We start from the raw sequence: 18,992 nt of genomic DNA, 5'->3' as shown, positions 1-18,992 counted from the left end.
GGACCCAGAACGAGGTTGGATGTCATCTCCCGAACGTCTGGTTCGGCCGTTCGGGTGGACATGCTCGGAAATGCCGATTTAAACACTTAAATACAAATGCATCAAATTATCATTAGCAATCCAGGTGTCACATTTCGCTAGATTGCGATGAGCGGAACAGGGTGAGCGGTAGCAGAGGGTTGCCACCGCCTCAAGCATTTACGCCTTGACTGCTGTTGTAGCCTTGTTGGGCGCTTTAACCAGTAGCGGAAAGAGAACCGCCGTGAGCAGCAGGCCGGCTGCGCCTACCCAGAACGGCGTAGAAAGCGTGAAATGGCTGACGAGAAGCCCAGCGCCATAGGATGAACACATGACACCCAGACTTTGGAAAAAATTGACCTTGCTAAAGTCCACAGCATACGCCTCGGGCTTGCTCATCTCGAACATGAGCGCATCCAGGCGCACCGTGACCTGATACAAGGCCCAGCCGAACAGCAGACGGCCTCCTAGGATGGCCACTTCGTTTTCAACGCCCTGAATGAAAATACCGCAGACGCCAAGCAGCAGGGCGGACAGGATACCTTCCCAGGCCTGGCCTTGTTGGCTGGCTCGCTTGCTCCACCAGAGTGCAACTAGCGCTACAGCGCCTGGCAGCGAATAGACGAAGCCGGTGACGAGCTCATTTTCCAGAGCGGAAACCTGTTGCCAGTAAACCGAGAAGAACGGTCGAATGACATAGGCACTGAAGTAGAACAGCAACATGATCAGACAGAGCTTGTAAATGATCAGGTGGCTACCTGGTTTGGCGATAGGCACTTCGGCTGCAGATTGTTCCGGGGTTTCGCTGGAGGCTGGAGCTTCTCCCGAAGCGGGAGGTTTGTCTCGCATCAGACGCATACAGATCGCCATCTGAATGAAGTCGCCCAGCGCCATGATCAGGAAGACTTCGCCCATTTCCAGCGCCTGGAGAACTAGCCCGCCCACAGCTGCGCCAAAGATGGCTCCGAAATGCACTACAACCGACAATGTGCCAATGGTTCGCGTGTGGCTTTCCTTGGCTTCCAGACTCATCACATAGGGATACATCAAGAGATAGCTGCCCTTGAAGACCACCATGCCTAGTGAGACAACCCAGAACAAGGGCAGGGAGTCGATGGTATAGCAGCATACGCTGAGCAGCCCCGCAGCCAACTGTGTCCAGATCAGGATCCGAATAGGGTGCACCCGCTTGGCCAGTTTGGCCCAGAGAGGAAAGGCAAACATGACAACAACGCAAATAGCAGCCAGGTAGGCACCGACCTGCTCGGGACGAGGATCGTCAAAACGGCTAGCAAAGTATTGCGGATAAAAGGGAATGAGCATGTTATCGCCAATAACTGCCAGGGCCGTCATGGCAATGAGGCAAAAACGTAAATTCATAGCGAACGGGCTCAGCCAGCTGAAAAGGCCGCAAATCATGCATGCGGATCAACAAGAAAGCGACTGTTTGATTATGCGTATTCTTTGCATTCTCGATTACAAGCCGTTACAAGCATCAAAAGCGATATAGTCATGAATTAATATGTTTATCTTTTAAATGCACTGACCAGCTTTAAACAGCGCTAGGTGATCTCTGACCACGCCCAAACGGTTAATAGGCTGTTCCAGCTATTAACCGAGGTGTCCCGACAAGCAGTGACCAACAGGCCATGAAGGTTAGCATCTAACCTTCATGGCCTCTGAATATGCTCAAGAATCGTTGCGTCCGTTCTTCCTGGGGATTGGCAAACAGCTCCTTAGCTTCTCCTTGTTCCACGATCACGCCCTGATCGACAAACAGCACGCGATGCGCCACGTCACGGGCGAAGCTCATCTCGTGCGTCACGATTACCATGGTCCGCTGCTCATTGGCCAAGTCACGAATGACTGTCAGCACCTCACCGACCAGCTCAGGATCAAGGGCTGACGTGGGCTCATCGAAGAGAATAACCTCGGGCTGCATCGCCAGCGCACGGGCAATGGCAACGCGCTGCTGCTGTCCGCCGGATAGCCGTCTGGGATACGCATCTTCCTTGCCCGCCAGACCTACCTTCGCCAGTAATGCCCGGCCCCGGGCTTCGGCGGATTCCCTGGCCTCCCGTTTGACCACAATCGGCCCTTCAATCACGTTTTCCAGAGCCGTACGATGAGGAAAAAGGTTAAAACTTTGAAATACGAAGCCGGCGCGTTGGCGGAGCGTCCGAATCTGGCTCTGCTGCGAGTTCAGGTTCTGACTTGCATCAATAGCGATATCTGCAACGCGGATACGGCCTTTATCGGGCGTTTCAAGAAGATTCAGGCAACGAAGCAGGGTGGTCTTGCCGGAGCCACTGGGGCCAATAATGGCAACGACTTCGCCCGCTGCTACATCCAGATTGATCCCCTTGAGCACCGGCTGGCCATTGAATGACTTGGTCAGGTTACGTACTTCAATCATGACTCAACGCTCCTGATCATGCCGGTTTACCCGATTTTCCAGCGTGTTCTGCAACGCCGCCAGGGTGCTGGCCAGAACCCAGTAGATCAATGCTGCCGTTAGATACATGCTGAAGATTTCAAAGGTACGCGCTGTAATGAGTTGCGCCTGACGAAACAGCTCCGGTACTTGAATGACGGCTGCTAGTGACGTGTCTTTTACTAGGGAAATAAAACTGTTACCCAATGGTGGAAGCGCCGTACGGGCTGCTTGAGGAAGGATAGTCCTACGCAGTGTCTGTGTCCGTGTCATGCCGATGCTGGCAGCTGCCTCCCATTGTCCACGATCAATCGACGCAATGGCGGCTCTGAGAATTTCACAAACATAGGCGGCCATATTTAGCGAGAAGCCTACAAGCGCGGAAGGCAGAGCATCCAGTTGAATGCCTATCTCAGGCAAGCCGTAATAGATCATGAACAGCTGCACAAGCAGTGGGGTGCCTCGAAAGAAAGACACGTATACCCGCGCTACTGCACGCACTACCATGTTTTGGCTAAGCCGCATCAGCGCCAGAAAGAACCCGAGCACCAGCCCGAAAAACATGCCGCCCAGACTGAGTAGTACAGTCCAGACAGCACCTTTGAGCAGAAACGGAAGCGAATCCAGTATCAGTTGAAGGCTGGATTCGCTCATTGAGTGACGTCAGCCTTGAACCACTTCTGTGAGAGCTTGGCCAGCGTGCCATCAGCTTTCATCTTGGCAATGGCCTGGTCGATGGCGGCATGGAATTCAGGATTTCCCTTGCGCTCGGCCACGCCCGACTCCTGGCGATTGAACGGTTCGCCTGCCGGTACAAACTGGTTGCCGGTTTTGGCAGCCATTTCAAAGGCGGCCAGTCGGTCTACCAGAACGGCATCGATCCGACCTACACGCAGGTCCTGAAACTTGGTTGGGTCGTCTTCATAAGTGCGAACATCAGCCTGTGGTACGTTTTCCTTGAGCCATTGCTCATAATTGGTACCAAGACCAACACCCACCTTCTTGTTGGCCAAGTCTTCCGGCTTCTTGATGGTGTCCTGCTCGTTCTTGCGAGTCATTGCCTGGACACCGGAGACCGTATAGGGCGTCGAAAAATCATATTTTTTCTTGCGCTCTTCGCTAATGGTGACCTGATTGATCACCACATCCAGACGCTTGGAATCCAACGCGGCCAATAAACCATCCCATTTGCCCGGCTGGATTTTTGGCTGTACGCCCATTTCCTTGGCCAGCGCCTGGGCAAACTCGACTTCAAAACCGGTCAGCTTGCCGTTTTCATCCTGGTAACTGAAAGGAGGGTAAGTACCCTCAAGCCCAATCACCAGCGTACCGCGCTGCTTGACTTCCTTTAACAGGTCTTCTGCATGGGCATTAACGGAGATACCGAGTGCCAGAGCCAGGCTTGCAAACGTGAAATAACGACGCAGAGCGGTTCTCATGTTCTTATTCCATAATGTAAGGATCTAGAACTATAAGATTACACAAGTGGGCTAATAAAATAGCTTCCGGCGCTATAGATATAGCAAAAAGCTTTAATCAGGAGATTAGCGTGCGGCTGATCAGGTGCAGCCGCAGCGGGAGAAGTACCGTTTAACTCAAGAGCAATCAGCCAAGATTGGCTTCCAGCTCAACGGCTTCCTCAGTCTCTTCCGAGATTTTCTGTCTGATGCCGCGCGCCAGTTCGAGAAAATCGTCACGCTGCATGTCCAGCGATGCCAGAGCACATTCCAGGTCTTGCTTAACTGTCATTTCCGCTTGATCAAGCGACATAATGCAACCTCAGTCCTTTTCCTGTTTGGATATACAGTATTCCAAGCGAAGCGGTACGACAAGCAAAAACAGGATAGACGGTCTTCGGTTTTTTAACTGTGCGAGTCTTCGCACTCCTATTTCTGGTACGGCGCAGCAGGTCAAAAGGGCGTTGATCAAACCATGAGCCGTAGTCGCTGTCTTGCATAAAAGCCGTCCCATAAACTCTGCGGAGAGACAGTACGATGTCATTCAGAGCAAGACCTGTTCATGAACGTAGAGGACTGCTCAGAGCAACTCTGCTGGTCAGTGCCCAGTTGTTACTAATGGGAATAGAGTCAGCCAAGGCTCAGGAATCTTGGGATTCGGGGGACGGCGGCGTTTCAACGTTCTATCGGTGGGATAAACCTATTCCAACCGCTGCAGGTGAGTTGCTGCGCAGTGAGCCACTTCCCCCACAAAATCGGTTGGAGGATGCAGAAGGGCAGTTTCGTATTCTTTACACGTCAGTGAGCGGTCTGGACAGCTCGCCCATTACGGTCTCTGGTCAGTTGTTCGTTCCCAAAGGGCAACCGCCTGAGGGAGGGTGGCCGTTGCTGGCGTGGGCTCATGGAACAGTAGGCGTAGCCGATGTCTGCGCGCCGTCCTGGAATGAAGCACCAACCGTTTACAAAGATTACTTGAATCGCTGGCTTAAGCAGGGTTACGCCATTGTCGCGACGGATTATGAGGGGCTTGGCACGCCCGGTTTGCATCCCTACCTGACCAAGCGCTCCGAGGCCTACGGTGTGCTCGATAGTATCCGCGCCGTTACGGATGGACGATATCCCATCGCCAACAAGGTGATCGTGGCAGGACAGTCCCAAGGGGGCGGAGCGGCCTTTGCGACGGCCGGATTTGCCAAGGAGTATGCGCCGGAGCTGGATATCAAGGGCACGATAGTCACAGGTATACCGTATCTGACGGAAAGAACGATGACCGTCTCGGGGGTAGATCCTAACCAGGTGGATCCCGGCATTGCCTATATGTTTTACGTAGCGCTGGTTGCCCATCAGAGGCAGCCAGTAACCGATGCTTCGACGCTGTTTACGCCAAAAGCCATGCCGTTATTCGAAAAGGCCGCCCGCTTGTGTGTGGGCACCTTGGCACGAGAGGTCATGCAGGCTGGCCTCACTCAGGCTAATACGGTTCAACCCGAGGCGGTAAAGACGATGGCTAAGATTCTTTTGCCTCAATATCGCTTCAATACCTTGAAGCTGGACCAGCCCTTGTTTGTCGGAACCGGCGATGCGGACCGGGATGTTCGTCCGGAGGGGCAGCAGCTACTGGTTCGGGAGGCCTGCAATGCCGGTACGACAATTGAGGCTCATGTATATAAGGGCGAAAGCCATTCAGGGGCTTGGCTGGTCTCTCAAAAGGATGCATTGAGCTTTGCTCACAAAGTTATGACAGACGAGCCCATTGTCTCTACATGCCCTGCCAAAAGCACAACCTCTCCCTAAATTACGACCTGTTTTTATCCAATAACGGCATCAGGTCTTCTGCTTATGAAATTAGTTTTCATGATCAATTGATAAAACCTCGCTTCGGTGTATGTTGCTTTCAAAAAGCCAGGCAGGGGAATCGCCGTGAAGCCTCACCATGCTGCATCTGAACAAGTCAATGGACTCGGAAAGGGTCTCGGTTCGTTAGCGGGTACTGTCTCCACCCAAGAAGTTGCCGCCTCGGGGTGGGATATCTTGAAGGAGGACGTGAGTCTGCCTGTTGCGGTACTGCGGGAACAGCGTATCGAGCATAACCTGCAGTGGATGAAGCAGTTCATGGAGCGATACGGCGTACGGCTTGCGCCGCATGGTAAAACCACCATGAGCCCGGCATTGTTCAAGCGGCAAATGGAGGCGGGGGCCTGGGGTATTACGCTCGCCACTGCACCACAGGTTCGCGTAGCGTTTACCCACGGGATACGGCGTGTGCTAATGGCCAATCAGCTGGTTGGCAAAGCCAATATGGCCCTGATTGCCGATCTGCAAGAGGCCGATCCCGGTTTCAGCTTTTGCTGTGTAGTTGATTCCCCTCAGAACGTCGAAAGCCTGGGGCGTTACTTCAGCGGGAGAGGTCAGCGTCTCAGGGTTCTACTCGAATACGGCGTATCAGGCGGTCGTACTGGCGTGCGTAATGAGGAGCAGGAAAGGGCAGTGCGAGACGCCATTTCACGCTGGCCGCAGGTACTGGCCCTGGTAGGGATTGAGGTCTACGAGGGGGTCCTGAAAGAGGAGGCCGAAATCCGTGATTTTCTCAAGAAAACCGTAGCAAGGACGCGTGCCATAGCTGATGAAAGCGGGTTTGCCGAGCCTCGCATTATCCTGTCAGGCGCTGGGTCTGCCTGGTTCGATCTGGTTGCCGAGGAGTTTGCGCTTCCTCAGACGGGGCTGCCTTTGGATATTGTGTTACGCCCCGGCTGCTATCTCACCCATGACGTAGGTATATACAAAGCGGCCGAAGCACGTATTCAAGCCAATAACCCTGTTGCACAGGAAATGCAGCGCAGCCTTCTGCCAGCCTTGCAACTTTGGGCCTATGTGCAATCACGACCCGAGCCGGGCCGCGCCATCATTGCACTGGGCAAGCGTGATGCGGCGTTCGATGCCGGTTTCCCTGTTCCCTCGCTGCATTTTCGGCCCGGTCATTCCGCCTCTCCAATGGAGGCGCCTGCAGCCTGGAAGATCAGCGCCATGATGGATCAGCATGCCTTTATGGACGTACCACCCGATGCGGATCTGCAGGTAGGGGACATGCTGTGTTTCGATATTTCTCATCCATGTCTCACGTTCGATAAATGGAAGCAGCTCCTCCTGGTAGATGAGCAATACCGTGTCACCGGGGCCGTCGCCACCTACTTCTAACAATGACGTTGTGCCGTCCAGCCTTGGACGGACTCAGGCACGAGGAATGCTCGATGACGCCTTCTACCGGGTTCTGGCTTCTGATCTATGCCGTAGTAGCCATCATTGCGTTGATTGTCTTGATTGCGCGGTATCGGCTGAATCCCTTTATCGTGATTACCCTGGTATCGGTAGGACTGGCTCTGGTCGCCGGTATGCCAGCCAATACGATTGTTGCCTCTTATGAGGCCGGTGTCGGCAAGACGCTTGGTCATATCGCCCTGGTCGTGGCATTGGGCACCATGCTCGGCAAGATGATGGCCGAGTCAGGCGGCGCAGAGCAGGTCGCTCGTACCCTGATAGCCAGATTCGGCGAGCGCAATGCCCATTGGGCGATGGTCTGCATTGCCTTTCTCGTGGGGCTGCCCCTGTTTTTTGAAGTGGGCTTCGTGCTGCTGGTTCCTATCGCCTTTACCGTGGCCCGCCGTGTAGGTGTCTCTATCCTGATGGTAGGCCTGCCCATGGTGGCGGGGTTGTCGGTTGTGCATGCGCTCGTTCCGCCGCATCCTGCTGCCATGCTGGCCGTGCAGTCCTATCATGCCTTGGTAGGGCAGACGCTCTTCTATGCGGTTCTGGTAGGTATTCCGACGGCCATTCTTGCCGGACCGGTCTACGCCAGGTTCATCGTTCCAAAGATTCAGTTACCTGCCGAAAATCCACTGGCTGAGCAGTTTACCGAGCGTGAGCCTCGTAAACAGCTACCTGGTTTTGGCGTCACGATCGGTACGATTATCCTGCCCGTTGTGCTGATGTTGATGGGTGGCTGGGCCAACCTGATTTCAACGCCGGGCAGCGCCTTCAATCAGTTTCTGCAATTTATCGGCAACTCCGTGATTGCACTGCTGGTTGCCACATTGGTGAGTTTTTGGACGTTAGGGCTGGCTCAAGGCTTCAACCGCGATACGATCCTGAAATTTACCAATGAATGCCTGGCTCCAACGGCCACGATCACATTACTGGTAGGCGCTGGTGGAGGGCTCAACCGAATCCTTATCGATGCCGGTGTGACCACCGAAATCGTTGGACTGGCCCGGGAATTCAACCTATCACCTCTGATGATGGGGTGGCTTTTTGCTGCGCTGATGCGCATTGCCACCGGCTCGGCCACGGTCGCCATGACCACGGCTTCAGGCATCGTCGCGCCTGTTGCGCTAGGGTTAGGCTATCCACACCCTGAACTGCTGGTTCTGGCTACCGGGGCAGGGTCGGTCATCTTTTCCCATGTAAATGACGGCGGGTTCTGGTTGATCAAGGAGTATTTCAACATGACGGTAACCCAGACGTTCAAGACGTGGACCGTATTGGAAACCTTGATTTCCATCATCGCCTTTCTTCTGACATTAGCGTTGGCGGCTGTACTGTAATGGATATTCTGTATCAAATCCGTGCACGTCTCGAGCATATGAGTGCAGGCGAACAACGTATCGCTCGCCTGATCCTGGAGGATGTGCCGTTCGCAGCCAGCGCCAGCCTGGACGAGCTGGCGACACGGGCTGAAGTCAGTAGTGCGACCTTGTCCCGCTTTGCCCGCAGCGCAGGGTGCAAGGACTTGCGGGACCTGCGCTTGCAGCTAGCTCAGGCCAGCGGTGTTGGAGCGCGGTTTCTGGGCCGAACACACGCACCGGAGCATTCTGCATTCTTTGGTAATATCGTCAGTGACATTGAAGCAACGCTTCGCCAGCATCTGGCCTGTTTCGATGAGCAAACCTTTGCACAGGCGGTTGCACTTGTTCATGAGGCGCGCATGGTTTACGCCTTTGGTATGGGCGGTTGCTCTACGATCTTTTCGGATGAACTGCAGTACCGGCTGGTTCGGCTGGGATACCCCATCGCGGCTTATCACGATCCGGTCCTGATGCGCCTGACGGCTGCCACGTTGGGCCAGGATCAGGTAGTGATTGCCTGCTCGATGACGGGCATAACCCCCGAACTTGTCGAGTCGTTGCAGCTGGCCAAGGGGTACGGCGCTCGCATTCTGGCCATCGCACCCGAAACATCGCTGGTTGCCCAACTGGCTGATGTCGTACTGCCGCTGTTTCTGGCTGAAACAGACTTTATCTATAAACCTACCGCCGCCCGCTACGGAATGATGCTTGCCGTGGATATTCTGGCTACTGAGCTGGCATTGAGCGCACCTGAAGCGAATCAGGAACGCTTGCGGCGCATCAAGCTCGCCATGGACGACTACCGTGGCGGCGATGAGCGATTGCCGCTGGGAGACTGACAATGCCAACCTACGATGCTCTTATCCGCAATGCACAGGTGATCGATGGCAGCAACTCGCCGGGTTATCAGGCGGATATCGCTATACAGAACGGCCGAATAGAACAGATAGGATGCATAAGTGGGGCAACGGCAACCCATGAAGTTGACGCCGCGGGGAGGGTGCTTTCACCGGGCTTCATTGATGTTCATACCCATGACGATACCGTGGTGATTCGTCAGCCGGAGATGCTGCCCAAGCTAAGCCAGGGTGTAACGACTGTTATCGTAGGTAATTGTGGCATCAGCGCTTCTCCCGTCAGCTTGAAAGGCGAGCCGCCAGATCCCATGAACCTGTTGGGGCCAGCAGCGGCCTTTGCCTATCCGACGTTCGCCGATTACAAGTCAGCCGTCGAACAGGCGCATCCGGGGGTAAACGTTGCTGCCCTCGTTGGGCATACAGCGCTGCGCAGCAACCATATGGATGACCTTTATCGTACGGCAACGCCTGGCGAAATTGCTGCCATGCGGGCTCAGTTGCGTGAGAGTCTGGAGCAAGGTGCGCTGGGGCTTTCCACAGGGCTCGCTTATGCCTCGGCCTATGACGCAAGTACCGATGAAGTAATGGAGCTGGCCTCAGAGCTGGACGCCTACGGAGCGGTATACACCACACATTTGCGTAGCGAATTCGAGCCTGTACTAGAGGCCTTGGACGAAGCGTTTCGTATCGGTCGTCATGCGAAGGCGCCCGTTATCGTCTCGCACCTCAAATGTGCCGGTGCAGGCAATTGGGGACGTAGTCCACAGCTTCTTGCGGCGTTGGAGCAAGCTGCACGGGATCATCCAGTTGGGTGTGATTGCTATCCTTATTCGGCCAGTTCCTCAACGCTGGATCTCAAGCAGGTAACAGCTGATTTTCGCATAACCATTACTTGGTCTACCCCCTATCCTGACGTGAGCGGCTGCGACCTGAACGACATTGCAGAGGAGTGGAGCGTATCACTACTGGATGCTGCCAAACGCCTGCAACCGGCCGGGGCAGTGTATTACGGGATGGATGAAAACGATGTGAGGCGCATTCTGGCTCATCCGCTATCAATGATCGGGTCGGACGGCCTACCCGAAGACCCATTCCCGCACCCTCGCTTGTGGGGCGCCTTTCCGCGAGTGCTGGGACATTACAGTCGCGACGTGGCCCTGTTTCCCCTACATACTGCGGTACACAAGATGACCGGACTTTCAGCGGCCCGTTTTGGGCTCTACGAGCGCGGATTAATCAAGGAAGGCTATTGGGCGGATCTGGTCTTGTTCAATCCCAAAACCGTACATGACGCCGCCGATTTCAAGACGCCCAAGGTTGTCGCAGAGGGGATCGATGCGGTCTGGGTAAATGGAATCCTGTCGTATTCAGCTAAACAACTGACTCCCCATAGAAACGGTCGCTTCCTTTCCCGGCAAGGTGACCTGCGTACACACTTTAATTAGGAGGATGACATGTCAATCAAACGTTACGGTGTTGAGGGTGGTAGCGGGACAGGCGGGCAGCACCTGCCGTTTGCGCGCGCTGTTGAAGCTGATGGATGGCTCTACGTCTCGGGCCAGACCCCTATGGTCAACGGAGAGGTGGTCGAAGGCGGCATCGTCACTCAAACGCGCCAATGCCTGGATAACGTCATGGCCATTCTCAAGGAAGCCGGCTACGGCCCGGAGCATGTGGTGCGTTGCGGTGTATGGCTGGATGATCCTCGTGACTTCATGTCTTTCAACAGGATCTTCAAGGAATATTTTGGCGAGCATCCGCCTGCACGCGCCTGTGTAGTGTCGAGCATGGTAATTGACTGCAAAGTCGAAGTGGATTGCGTTGCCTACAAAAAACCGGAATAAGGCTTCCGCTCCTGGGTCAGAGTGTTTGATCACTCTGACTATAGGGATTCCATCATCATGCGTATGTTTTTTGCGTTGCCGTGCCCAGCCTCTGTGGTTACACGTGTAGTCGCTTGGCGAAAGGAGCAGGGCATGGATGGGCGCCTGGTTCCTCCTGGAAATCTCCACATGACACTGGCTTTTCTGGGTGAAATTCCAGAAGAACAGATAGACGCGCTTATGGCTCTAGGCGATCACATACGCTTTGAGCCATGTACGGTCGTGCTTGATCGCGTCGAGCGTTGGCATCAGGGGCTTATCAGCATGATTGCATCCCAGACGCCTGTGCCGCTGGTGTCGCTGGTTGACGATCTAAACCGGGGACTGAAAAGTTTGGGCGTTCCGCTGGATCGCAGACCCTTTGTCCCACACCTGACGGCTGCACGTAAAAGCCGCTATCGGCCAAATGGACTACCGTCATTGGCGTGGCCAGTAGAGCGCTTTGCCTTGTTTGTATCGGAAAGCAGCCAGGGAAGCGTGCAATACAGAGCTTTAAAAGAATGGACAGTAGCTGAAGGCCGTCCGGGAGAATAGGGCGGTGATAGCTGCCGCCCATTACGCATTTTACTTTTTATGTAAACTTTATCTATTGCTGCTTGGCGAATATTTAAGCCTGGACATACTTGCTGAATACAGCGCTGTAATCATGGGTCATATAAGTCTCCAGCATCAAGGTATTCAGCGTGTCCAAGGTACCTGTGTATTGCTGGGTTATGTGTTCAGGCGATGCTGGGTTAGCAATCTTGTACATGGAGGCCGTCACATCCAGTACTTTTAATGCATTGGCACGCTTGAGTTCTTCTAGGTGCTGAATCTTACTGATTCCGATCAGAGACTTGTAGATGTCTTTGACCTGTTCAAGAAAGGTCTTTTTGATATCGATGCTGAAGGGTTTGCCGCCTATGACGAATTTCAGCTCGACATCTAGATCCACCGTGCCGGCCGTTTCAATCATGACGCTCTGAATACGCTCGCGGAGGTAATCGTAGCGTTTGATAGTGCGCTTGGACGATACCGCAGATTCGCCGTCCACATGAATCAACGCCAGATTGGTAAAGCAGTATTCATCCTTTTTCGATTTGATCAGAAAGAAAATCTTTTCACCGTCCTCGTGAAAGAGATAGTCGTCCGCATCGACCTTGTCGAAGTCTGCTGGTTTGATAATCGATCCGATGTCGCTTAGTCCCAAAGCATCTGCTGCAAATCGTTTGAACATACCAGGCTTTCCTTGAGTGACAGGATAAGGCGCAACATCGAGGCTGCACGCACGCAGAAAAGGTTTACTGAACACGCAAAGTGAATTTCAGTTGGGCAGTTGTATCAGGCAGTAAGAAAAAGACAAGGCGTAGGAAGGCCCATTAACGAGGCAAGAAAATCTGTCTTGGCTTAACCGGATCCAGAGGAAGGTTTAAGACCCAAAACCCATGAAGGGGATAGAGGCGTCAGTGCTTGCTAATATCTAATTTAACATAATATACATTATGCGAAGCAATGTGTTCTGGATGTGGAGCCATGGGCAGCGCCTTGAACGCTGCGAAACCCCATATGAGCTTTTTTGAGCTTTTTATGGCTCACTTCTTTATTGATCCTTTAAACGCCGCTGTTTACCAGACGCCGCTCGCTCTTGGTTGATGGCGTTGTAGTAAATGTCTTGCGTTGTACTCGCCTTGGCGTGGCCAAGATCTTCCTGCAGGTGTTTGAGTGGTCTGCTTGGTGCATCGTAGGTTGCGCTGGTGTGGCGTAACCAATGGGCGCTGGCTGCACGCAGATTGGATACTTCGTCCTCGCTGCGACCTTCCTGTTTCATTCGTACAAGCGCCGTGTCGAAGCATTCCTGTACCAGGTTGCGAATCTGCCGATCGGTCAGGCCGCCTTGTCCATTGTGTTTGGTCAGTAGCGGCGCAGGATCTCCGGCGTATGGCAGCGGCGTCAGATTGCGGAAGGCCCGGTAGCGCTTGAGATAGACCAGCATGTCATCACTGACCGAGATGCGACGCTCCTTGTTGCCCTTGCCAATTGCAACGTACCACCAGGAACCGTCAGGGTCTTTCTGAAAGGCGTCCATGGTGGGAGACCAGCCGGGCCGCCCGGAAAGTTCGGAGATTCGCAGGTAGAGTGAAAATAGGGTCGCTATGATAAAGAGTGTACGCTCGTGCTTTTCAGGCTCTTCTGCAGCCATGCATTCCGCTGTTTCAATAACGAACTCCCATTGAAGGCGGTCAAGGACCTTGCCGCTGACAGCCTTGGCTTTCTTTTGAAAGAAGCGGCTCTTCTGCTTGATCGCTCGAAAGGGATTACCCACCAATACGTCCTGATCATTGAGGTAATCATAGAATGAGCTGCAGATTGCAAAGACTTGCTTGAGCGTACCCTGAGCCATTTCATAGCGTTCTGGGGTAGTGTCATCGTCGTCTCCTGTTTCGACAGCAAGCTTGCGTGAGGCTTTGTCACCCTGAATCCCAAAGGGGCGCCACAACGGATTGGGCTCCATGCTGCCATCTTTCAGAATGAAGCGGCGACGAACAGAGGTGCCCACCCAGTCCTCGTCAGGCTCCTGACTGAATGCCAGGAACGCCTCGGCATCCTGGCGGCGGAGCGAAAGGATAGACCTCCCTTCCTTGATCCAGCTCCACAGAAGGAGACGTTCAACTTGGGTGCGATAGGCTTTGAATGTCGTTTCCCAGCCGGCATAAGAGCGCAAAAATTCACGCACATGAAAATAATCGTCTTTAGCCGGAATACCGGGCTCAAACCGTTTCAGGTAATTCAGGATAGACGTATGTTCTGCCTCATAAGACGTAGCGTTAAGCCCAAGAAAACTGGCATAAGTATCAAATAAAGGCTGGGGTTTAGACGAGAAAAGCATCGAAATAACACTGAAAAGGCAGGTTTCTTAGTATATCAATTTCCGATTATGGACGTAATCGGAAATTAGCTTATTTATAGGATTTTATAGAAGACACAAGTACTTACGAAAGTCGTCTCGGGCCGCTTCCAACGAACCGTTAAAGAACTAAGCTGTGTGAGATTGATCTCATTTTTATAGGCAAATGCCGTTCAGCTTTAAAGGTGGCTCGCCGTGGACTGGTTAGGTATTCATTTTCTCACAGATCTTCAGCAATCCGGCCTTTCGCCTGTCGAGCATAGCCACACTTCTCTATTGGTTGTCTTTTCCTATCTGATTGCAACTGCTGCCGGTTATACCGCGCTGAGCCTTGCTGATGTTGCGGTCGCTGATGATCGCCGAACGCGCATGCTGTGGCGCTGGATCGGTGCCTTTTGTTTGGGCGGCGGTATCTGGTCGATGCACTTCCTTGCCATGATGGCGTTCGTCATGCCGATTCCAGTGTATTACGACCATCGCCTTACAGCCCTTTCGCTGGTCATCGCTATCATGGCGTCCTTGCTGGCCATGGTCATGATTGGTCGCCCTGCTCTTACCGCCAGACAATATATCGGCGCGGCGATCAGTATTGGCTTGGGGGTTACAGCCATGCATTACATCGGTATGGCCGCCATGCAATCTGCTGCAACGGCCTACTATGATCCCTGGCTATTCGTGCTTTCTATTGTGGTATCGATGTTGGCAAGCCTCGGGTCGATGATGTTGATCATGAAGCTACGCCAGCCGGACAACCCTGCTCCGCTCAAGTTGAAACTGGCGGCGAGTCTGGCGCTGGGTGCAGGTATTATCTCCATGCATTTCAGTGGTATGGCGGCCGTTACCTTTACCCTCCCCGCCGGCTCGACGTTTGACCCTGGTGCGCACGTTGACAATCACTCACCTTATCTAGGTATAGCGACGGCTTTTATTTCGCTGATTATTATCAGCTGCAGCCTGGTTGCGGTATGGGCAGGAAAGAAGCTGGAAAGCCAGCGTCGAGATCTTGAACGGGTCAACGCCCTGCTCCACGAACTTGATAGCACACAGGCTTCACTCCATAACGTCGCTCATTTCGATGCCCTTACAGGCCTGCACAATCGCTATTCCTTCAACAAGGAAATCCAGATGCGGCTGGATGAACACGTGGCCCAAGGCACTTCCATGGCCCTGCTGTTTCTGGATCTGGATAACTTCAAGCGGATCAATGATTCATTAGGTCATGATGCCGGTGATGAGCTGTTGCGTGTTGTGGCTCAGCGCCTGAAAAGTGCCTTGCGTGAGCGAGACCTGATTGCACGCCTAGGCGGTGATGAATTCTGCATTCTTGCCAACGTTGAAGAGAATTATGAGGCCGAGCTGTTGGGGCGCCGCATCCTGCAAAAGATGAAAGAGCCCATTATCCTGGCCGGTCGAAAAATGGTCATAACCACATCCATTGGGGCCAGTCTATTCCCGCAAGATGCAACGACCGGTGAAGATCTCATGAAGCATGCCGATCTGGCCTTGTACAAATCCAAGGCTAATGGTCGCAACATGCTGTATTTCTTTCAGGAACAGCTCAGGAGCAAAGCGTCTCTTGAGCTAAAGATGGAGGAAGAGCTACGACAGGCATTGAGTCGTAATAATCTGACCGTGTATTACCAGCCCGTCTTTGACTTGAGTAACGGCAAGGTTTGTCATGTAGAGGCATTGGTGCGCTGGCAGCACCCCGAACAAGGCCTGCTGCTGCCCGGTAACTTTATCGACATTGCGACAGCAAACGGGTTTATTGCTGATATTGACCGTTGGGTGATTCGCCGAGCCTGTCGTGATATCAAGAAACTGCATCGGCAAGGCTTTAAGATTGGAGTTGCGGTCAACTGCTGTGTACGCAGCCTGGAGCGTGAAACGCTCGTATCCAACGTTCAGGAAGCCTTGAGTCAGGCACGCCTGGAGCCCCAGTTTCTCGAACTTGAAGTAACCGAAAATGCGCTAATGGCCAACATTGACCAGGTTATCGGGCAGCTAAGGCAGTTGCGTGAGCTTGGCGTGCGGTTGTCCATTGACGACTTTGGTACAGGTTACTCATCACTGGCGTATCTGAGCCAGCTTCCCTTGGATGCTATCAAGGTGGACCGCTCGTTCATTCAGGATATTCCCAACAATGCGCGGGACCTTGACCTGGCGGAAGCCATCATCGCCATGGGACACAAGCTGCATCTGAAAGTCATTGCCGAAGGCGTGGAAACCCAGCAACAGATTACCTTTCTGATCGATAACCAGTGCGACCTTGCCCAGGGGTTTCTACCCAGTCGCCCTCTTCCCTTCGAAAAACTTCAGGCGTTCTTGCTTGATGAGATAGGCAACAACAACGCATTTTCTCATTCTCACCTCGCCTGAAATGAAAAGGCCTGCTTAAAAGCAGGCCTTGTCTTGCTGGTTTCTGACTACGCGCGGCCAGTATCTGCACGTGCATAACCGTTACCGATATCGGCTCGCATATCAGCCGGTGTTTCAAAGTCACTTGCGGCACCACGCATGTCGCTTATTGACTTTGGAAAGCCGGATCGATTGCTGTAGTCACGTATATGCATGTGCCGTGGACGGTGGTGGCGCTCTGTGACGCCCCGTGTTGCCATGACATCGACCAACGCGGTAGCCAGCACGACAGCCATCGCGATTTTCACGTTTCCCCGCTTGGGATTATCGGCATTCAGACCGGTCGCCAGTGTAGCCAGATCCAGGGCATCACCCGCTACACGGCTCCAGAGCGCAGGTGTAGGGTTGTCACTCAGCGCACCGACACCACTGACAATCTCACGCACCCCATAGGCACGAACAATATTCTCCGACCCTTCCATGCCCAGGGCGCGGGTCAATAATCGTGGAGCAGCCAACTCCAGGAGACCAAGACCCAGGCTGTAAAAGCCGAGGCCACGGGCCAGCTTGTCTGAAGCGCCTAGTGATCGCTGGGGGGATGAAAATTTCTCAAGCATGGTCATAGCCGTCTCCCTCAAGGTTTCAGAACAACCTTGATGCAGTTGTCGAGTTTGTCCCGGAAGGTCTTATACATTTCCGGGCCCTGGTCGAGACTTACCGTATGGGTAATCACGAATGAGGGGTCGATCTGTCCGTCATCGATACGGCGCAGCAGGTCATCCGTCCAACGTTTGACATGCGTTTGCCCGGTGCGCATGGTAAGCCCCTTATTCATGAGCGCCCCCATGGGAATCTTATCGACCAGACCGCCGTAAACGCCCGGGATAGATAAAATGCCCGCCGGGCGACAGACATAGATCATCTCGCGTAATACATGAGGACGATCACTCTCCATCATGGTCGCCTGCTTGACCCGATCATAAACGGCATCCAGCGACCGCGTCGCATGGGACTCAAGGCCTACGGCATCAATGCATTTCTCAGGACCCTTACCGCGGGTAAGCTCGTTCAGACGCTCAACCACGCTCTCCTTGTCGAAGTTGATGGTTATCGCCCCGCCCGCTTCTGCCATGAGCAGTCGTTCAGGCACGTTATCAATCATCACGACCTGCTTGGCGCCCAGCAGTATGGCGCTGCGCACACAAAACTGACCCACCGGACCCGCCCCCCAGACCGCTACGGTATCAGTAGGCTGAATGTCACACTGCACCGCAGCTTGCCAACCCGTGGGGAAAATATCACCCAAGAACAGTACCTGTTCGTCCGTAAGCGTGCTTGGAACCTTTACATGGGTAGAATCTGCGAACGGAACACGTACATACTCGGCCTGCCCGCCTGCGTAACCGCCGGTTAGGTGCGAGTAACCAAAAAGGCCTGCAGTGGAGTGACCAAACACTTTGTCACCCAAGTCCTTACGGCGATTCGAGCGCTCGCAGACAGAGAAATTACCACGCTTGCATTGCTCGCATTCGCCACAGGTGATGGTGAATGGCACGACGATGCGATCGCCTACCTTTAACTCTTTGTTTTCCGAGCCGACCTCAACTACCTCTCCCATGAATTCATGGCCCATAACATCGCCGCACTCCATGCCGGGAATGAAATGGTCATAGAGGTGAAGGTCGGAGCCGCAAATGGCGCAGCTGGTTGTCTTGATAATAGCGTCACGTGGGTGTTCGATCTTGGGGTCCGGAACGGTGTCGTAGCGGATATCGTTTTTCCCGTGCCAACAGAGTGCTTTCATGCGCGTTCTTCCAACGTTGGTTGAAAAGTCCCGTCACCAACAGCGTGAAGGTCCCTCCTGTCTGGGACATGGGCGGGCTGTATGAATAAGGCCACTCCCTTGGCAGTGATGCTATTAGGACATCAGAACGCATAGGAAAAGTTCAAAGATTGCCCGGATCCTCAAACCAAACGGTAAGGAATAAAGATGACCTGTTGGTCATTTCCTCTTAAGAAACCTTATAGAGCTACTTTCTATCTGTTAATCGCGGGTAGCGTTCGATTTCTCAGGAAGCGTACATTGATCATCCTTGCAGCGCTTGGAGCCTTCCGGGTGAGGAATCCAGGCCAGTTGCGGGCGAGCGCGCAAAAACAGGCGATAACCCAAATCAAACATCGGCCGCAGCGGCTTCCAGGCAAGAGGTGCTGCCCAACGGCCAAGCCCTGCCGCTCGCCAACTCCAATAGGTTGCATCCAGCCCCTTGACCCATTGCCCGTCGGCAAATCGGGCGTGCAACAGATCCCTGAACTGCTGTGATGACATGCCAGGTGCCGGTGCCTCGAAGGTCGGGTCAGCTACGTCTGTAAATAAAAGACGTGCAGGGTCAGCATATCGACGCAGATATCGAATCTCGCGGGCACACAGCGGACAGTCGCCATCGTAAAACAAGGTGAGCGGCCACGCGGGTTGCATATACTT

Annotated in this window: 18 protein-coding genes; 8 read left to right on the top strand and 10 right to left on the bottom strand. The window is 53.7% G+C overall.

Annotated elements, in window-relative coordinates:
• Positions 1-198 precede the first annotated feature (198 nt).
• From AC4LF3_RS10040 to AC4LF3_RS10020, 5 genes are all read right to left on the bottom strand, one after another.
• Positions 199-1,398: an MFS transporter gene (locus AC4LF3_RS10040; RefSeq protein ID WP_491835216.1), complete on the bottom strand. Its 1,200-nt coding sequence runs from the start codon at positions 1,396-1,398 to the stop codon at positions 199-201.
• Between the two features lie 283 nt (positions 1,399-1,681).
• The gene (tcyN, locus tag AC4LF3_RS10035; protein ID WP_491835215.1) at positions 1,682-2,434 is read right to left on the bottom strand and encodes an L-cystine ABC transporter ATP-binding protein TcyN; all 753 of its coding nucleotides are present in this window, start codon (positions 2,432-2,434) and stop codon (positions 1,682-1,684) included.
• Positions 2,435-2,437: 3 nt separating this feature from the next.
• Positions 2,438-3,106, bottom strand: coding sequence for a cystine ABC transporter permease (gene tcyL, locus AC4LF3_RS10030; protein WP_219652707.1), 669 nt, complete (start codon positions 3,104-3,106; stop codon positions 2,438-2,440).
• Positions 3,103-3,891: a cystine ABC transporter substrate-binding protein gene (gene tcyJ, locus AC4LF3_RS10025; RefSeq protein ID WP_491835214.1), complete on the bottom strand. Its 789-nt coding sequence runs from the start codon at positions 3,889-3,891 to the stop codon at positions 3,103-3,105. Before tcyJ ends, tcyL begins: the two co-directional genes overlap by 4 nt.
• Positions 3,892-4,057: 166 nt before the next feature.
• Positions 4,058-4,222 (bottom strand): hypothetical protein, encoded by a 165-nt coding sequence (locus AC4LF3_RS10020; RefSeq protein ID WP_010798332.1) that lies wholly within the window; start codon positions 4,220-4,222, stop codon positions 4,058-4,060.
• A gap of 224 nt (positions 4,223-4,446) precedes the next feature.
• Between AC4LF3_RS10020 and AC4LF3_RS10015 the strand changes: the two genes are divergently transcribed.
• The 7 genes from AC4LF3_RS10015 (at position 4,447) to thpR (ending at position 11,802) form a co-directional block, all read left to right on the top strand.
• Positions 4,447-5,703, top strand: a complete 1,257-nt coding sequence (locus AC4LF3_RS10015; protein WP_491835213.1) for a lipase family protein — start codon at positions 4,447-4,449, stop codon at positions 5,701-5,703.
• Between the two features lie 249 nt (positions 5,704-5,952).
• Positions 5,953-7,104, top strand: a complete 1,152-nt coding sequence (locus AC4LF3_RS10010) for an amino acid deaminase (RefSeq protein WP_491835212.1) — start codon at positions 5,953-5,955, stop codon at positions 7,102-7,104.
• Between the two features lie 53 nt (positions 7,105-7,157).
• Positions 7,158-8,507 (top strand): GntT/GntP/DsdX family permease, encoded by a 1,350-nt coding sequence (locus AC4LF3_RS10005; RefSeq protein WP_491835211.1) that lies wholly within the window; start codon positions 7,158-7,160, stop codon positions 8,505-8,507.
• Positions 8,507-9,367 (top strand): MurR/RpiR family transcriptional regulator, encoded by an 861-nt coding sequence (locus AC4LF3_RS10000; RefSeq protein WP_491835210.1) that lies wholly within the window; start codon positions 8,507-8,509, stop codon positions 9,365-9,367. Before AC4LF3_RS10005 ends, AC4LF3_RS10000 begins: the two co-directional genes overlap by 1 nt.
• A gap of 2 nt (positions 9,368-9,369) precedes the next feature.
• Positions 9,370-10,830, top strand: coding sequence for an N-acyl-D-amino-acid deacylase family protein (locus AC4LF3_RS09995; RefSeq protein ID WP_491835209.1), 1,461 nt, complete (start codon positions 9,370-9,372; stop codon positions 10,828-10,830).
• Positions 10,831-10,839: 9 nt separating this feature from the next.
• A complete protein-coding gene (locus tag AC4LF3_RS09990; RefSeq protein WP_010798326.1) occupies positions 10,840-11,229 on the top strand; it encodes a RidA family protein in 390 nt (129 codons plus the stop codon).
• A gap of 57 nt (positions 11,230-11,286) precedes the next feature.
• Complete coding sequence (gene thpR, locus AC4LF3_RS09985; protein ID WP_491835208.1) at positions 11,287-11,802, top strand: RNA 2',3'-cyclic phosphodiesterase; 516 nt, start codon at positions 11,287-11,289, stop codon at positions 11,800-11,802.
• 73 nt (positions 11,803-11,875) lie between these two features.
• Here the strand turns inward: thpR and AC4LF3_RS09980 are convergent, their stop codons facing one another.
• A complete protein-coding gene (locus tag AC4LF3_RS09980) occupies positions 11,876-12,484 on the bottom strand; it encodes a PH domain-containing protein (RefSeq protein ID WP_491835207.1) in 609 nt (202 codons plus the stop codon).
• Positions 12,485-12,847: 363 nt separating this feature from the next.
• Complete coding sequence (locus AC4LF3_RS09975) at positions 12,848-14,134, bottom strand: tyrosine-type recombinase/integrase (protein WP_010798323.1); 1,287 nt, start codon at positions 14,132-14,134, stop codon at positions 12,848-12,850.
• A 213-nt stretch (positions 14,135-14,347) separates the two neighbouring features.
• On the opposite strand from AC4LF3_RS09975, the gene AC4LF3_RS09970 reads away from it, so the two are divergent.
• Positions 14,348-16,531, top strand: coding sequence for a putative bifunctional diguanylate cyclase/phosphodiesterase (locus tag AC4LF3_RS09970; protein ID WP_491835206.1), 2,184 nt, complete (start codon positions 14,348-14,350; stop codon positions 16,529-16,531).
• 47 nt (positions 16,532-16,578) lie between these two features.
• Here the strand turns inward: AC4LF3_RS09970 and AC4LF3_RS09965 are convergent, their stop codons facing one another.
• The 3 genes from AC4LF3_RS09965 to AC4LF3_RS09955 form a co-directional block, all read right to left on the bottom strand.
• Positions 16,579-17,133 (bottom strand): hypothetical protein, encoded by a 555-nt coding sequence (locus AC4LF3_RS09965; protein WP_491835205.1) that lies wholly within the window; start codon positions 17,131-17,133, stop codon positions 16,579-16,581.
• An 11-nt stretch (positions 17,134-17,144) separates the two neighbouring features.
• Positions 17,145-18,314, bottom strand: a complete 1,170-nt coding sequence (locus tag AC4LF3_RS09960) for a zinc-dependent alcohol dehydrogenase (protein WP_010798320.1) — start codon at positions 18,312-18,314, stop codon at positions 17,145-17,147.
• 240 nt (positions 18,315-18,554) lie between these two features.
• Positions 18,555-18,986: a thiol-disulfide oxidoreductase DCC family protein gene (locus AC4LF3_RS09955; RefSeq protein WP_491835203.1), complete on the bottom strand. Its 432-nt coding sequence runs from the start codon at positions 18,984-18,986 to the stop codon at positions 18,555-18,557.
• Positions 18,987-18,992: the final 6 nt, after the last annotated feature.

Source organism: Pseudomonas sp. C2.3V, from assembly GCF_058536325.1.
This window is presented reverse-complemented; position numbering and strand designations above follow the sequence as displayed.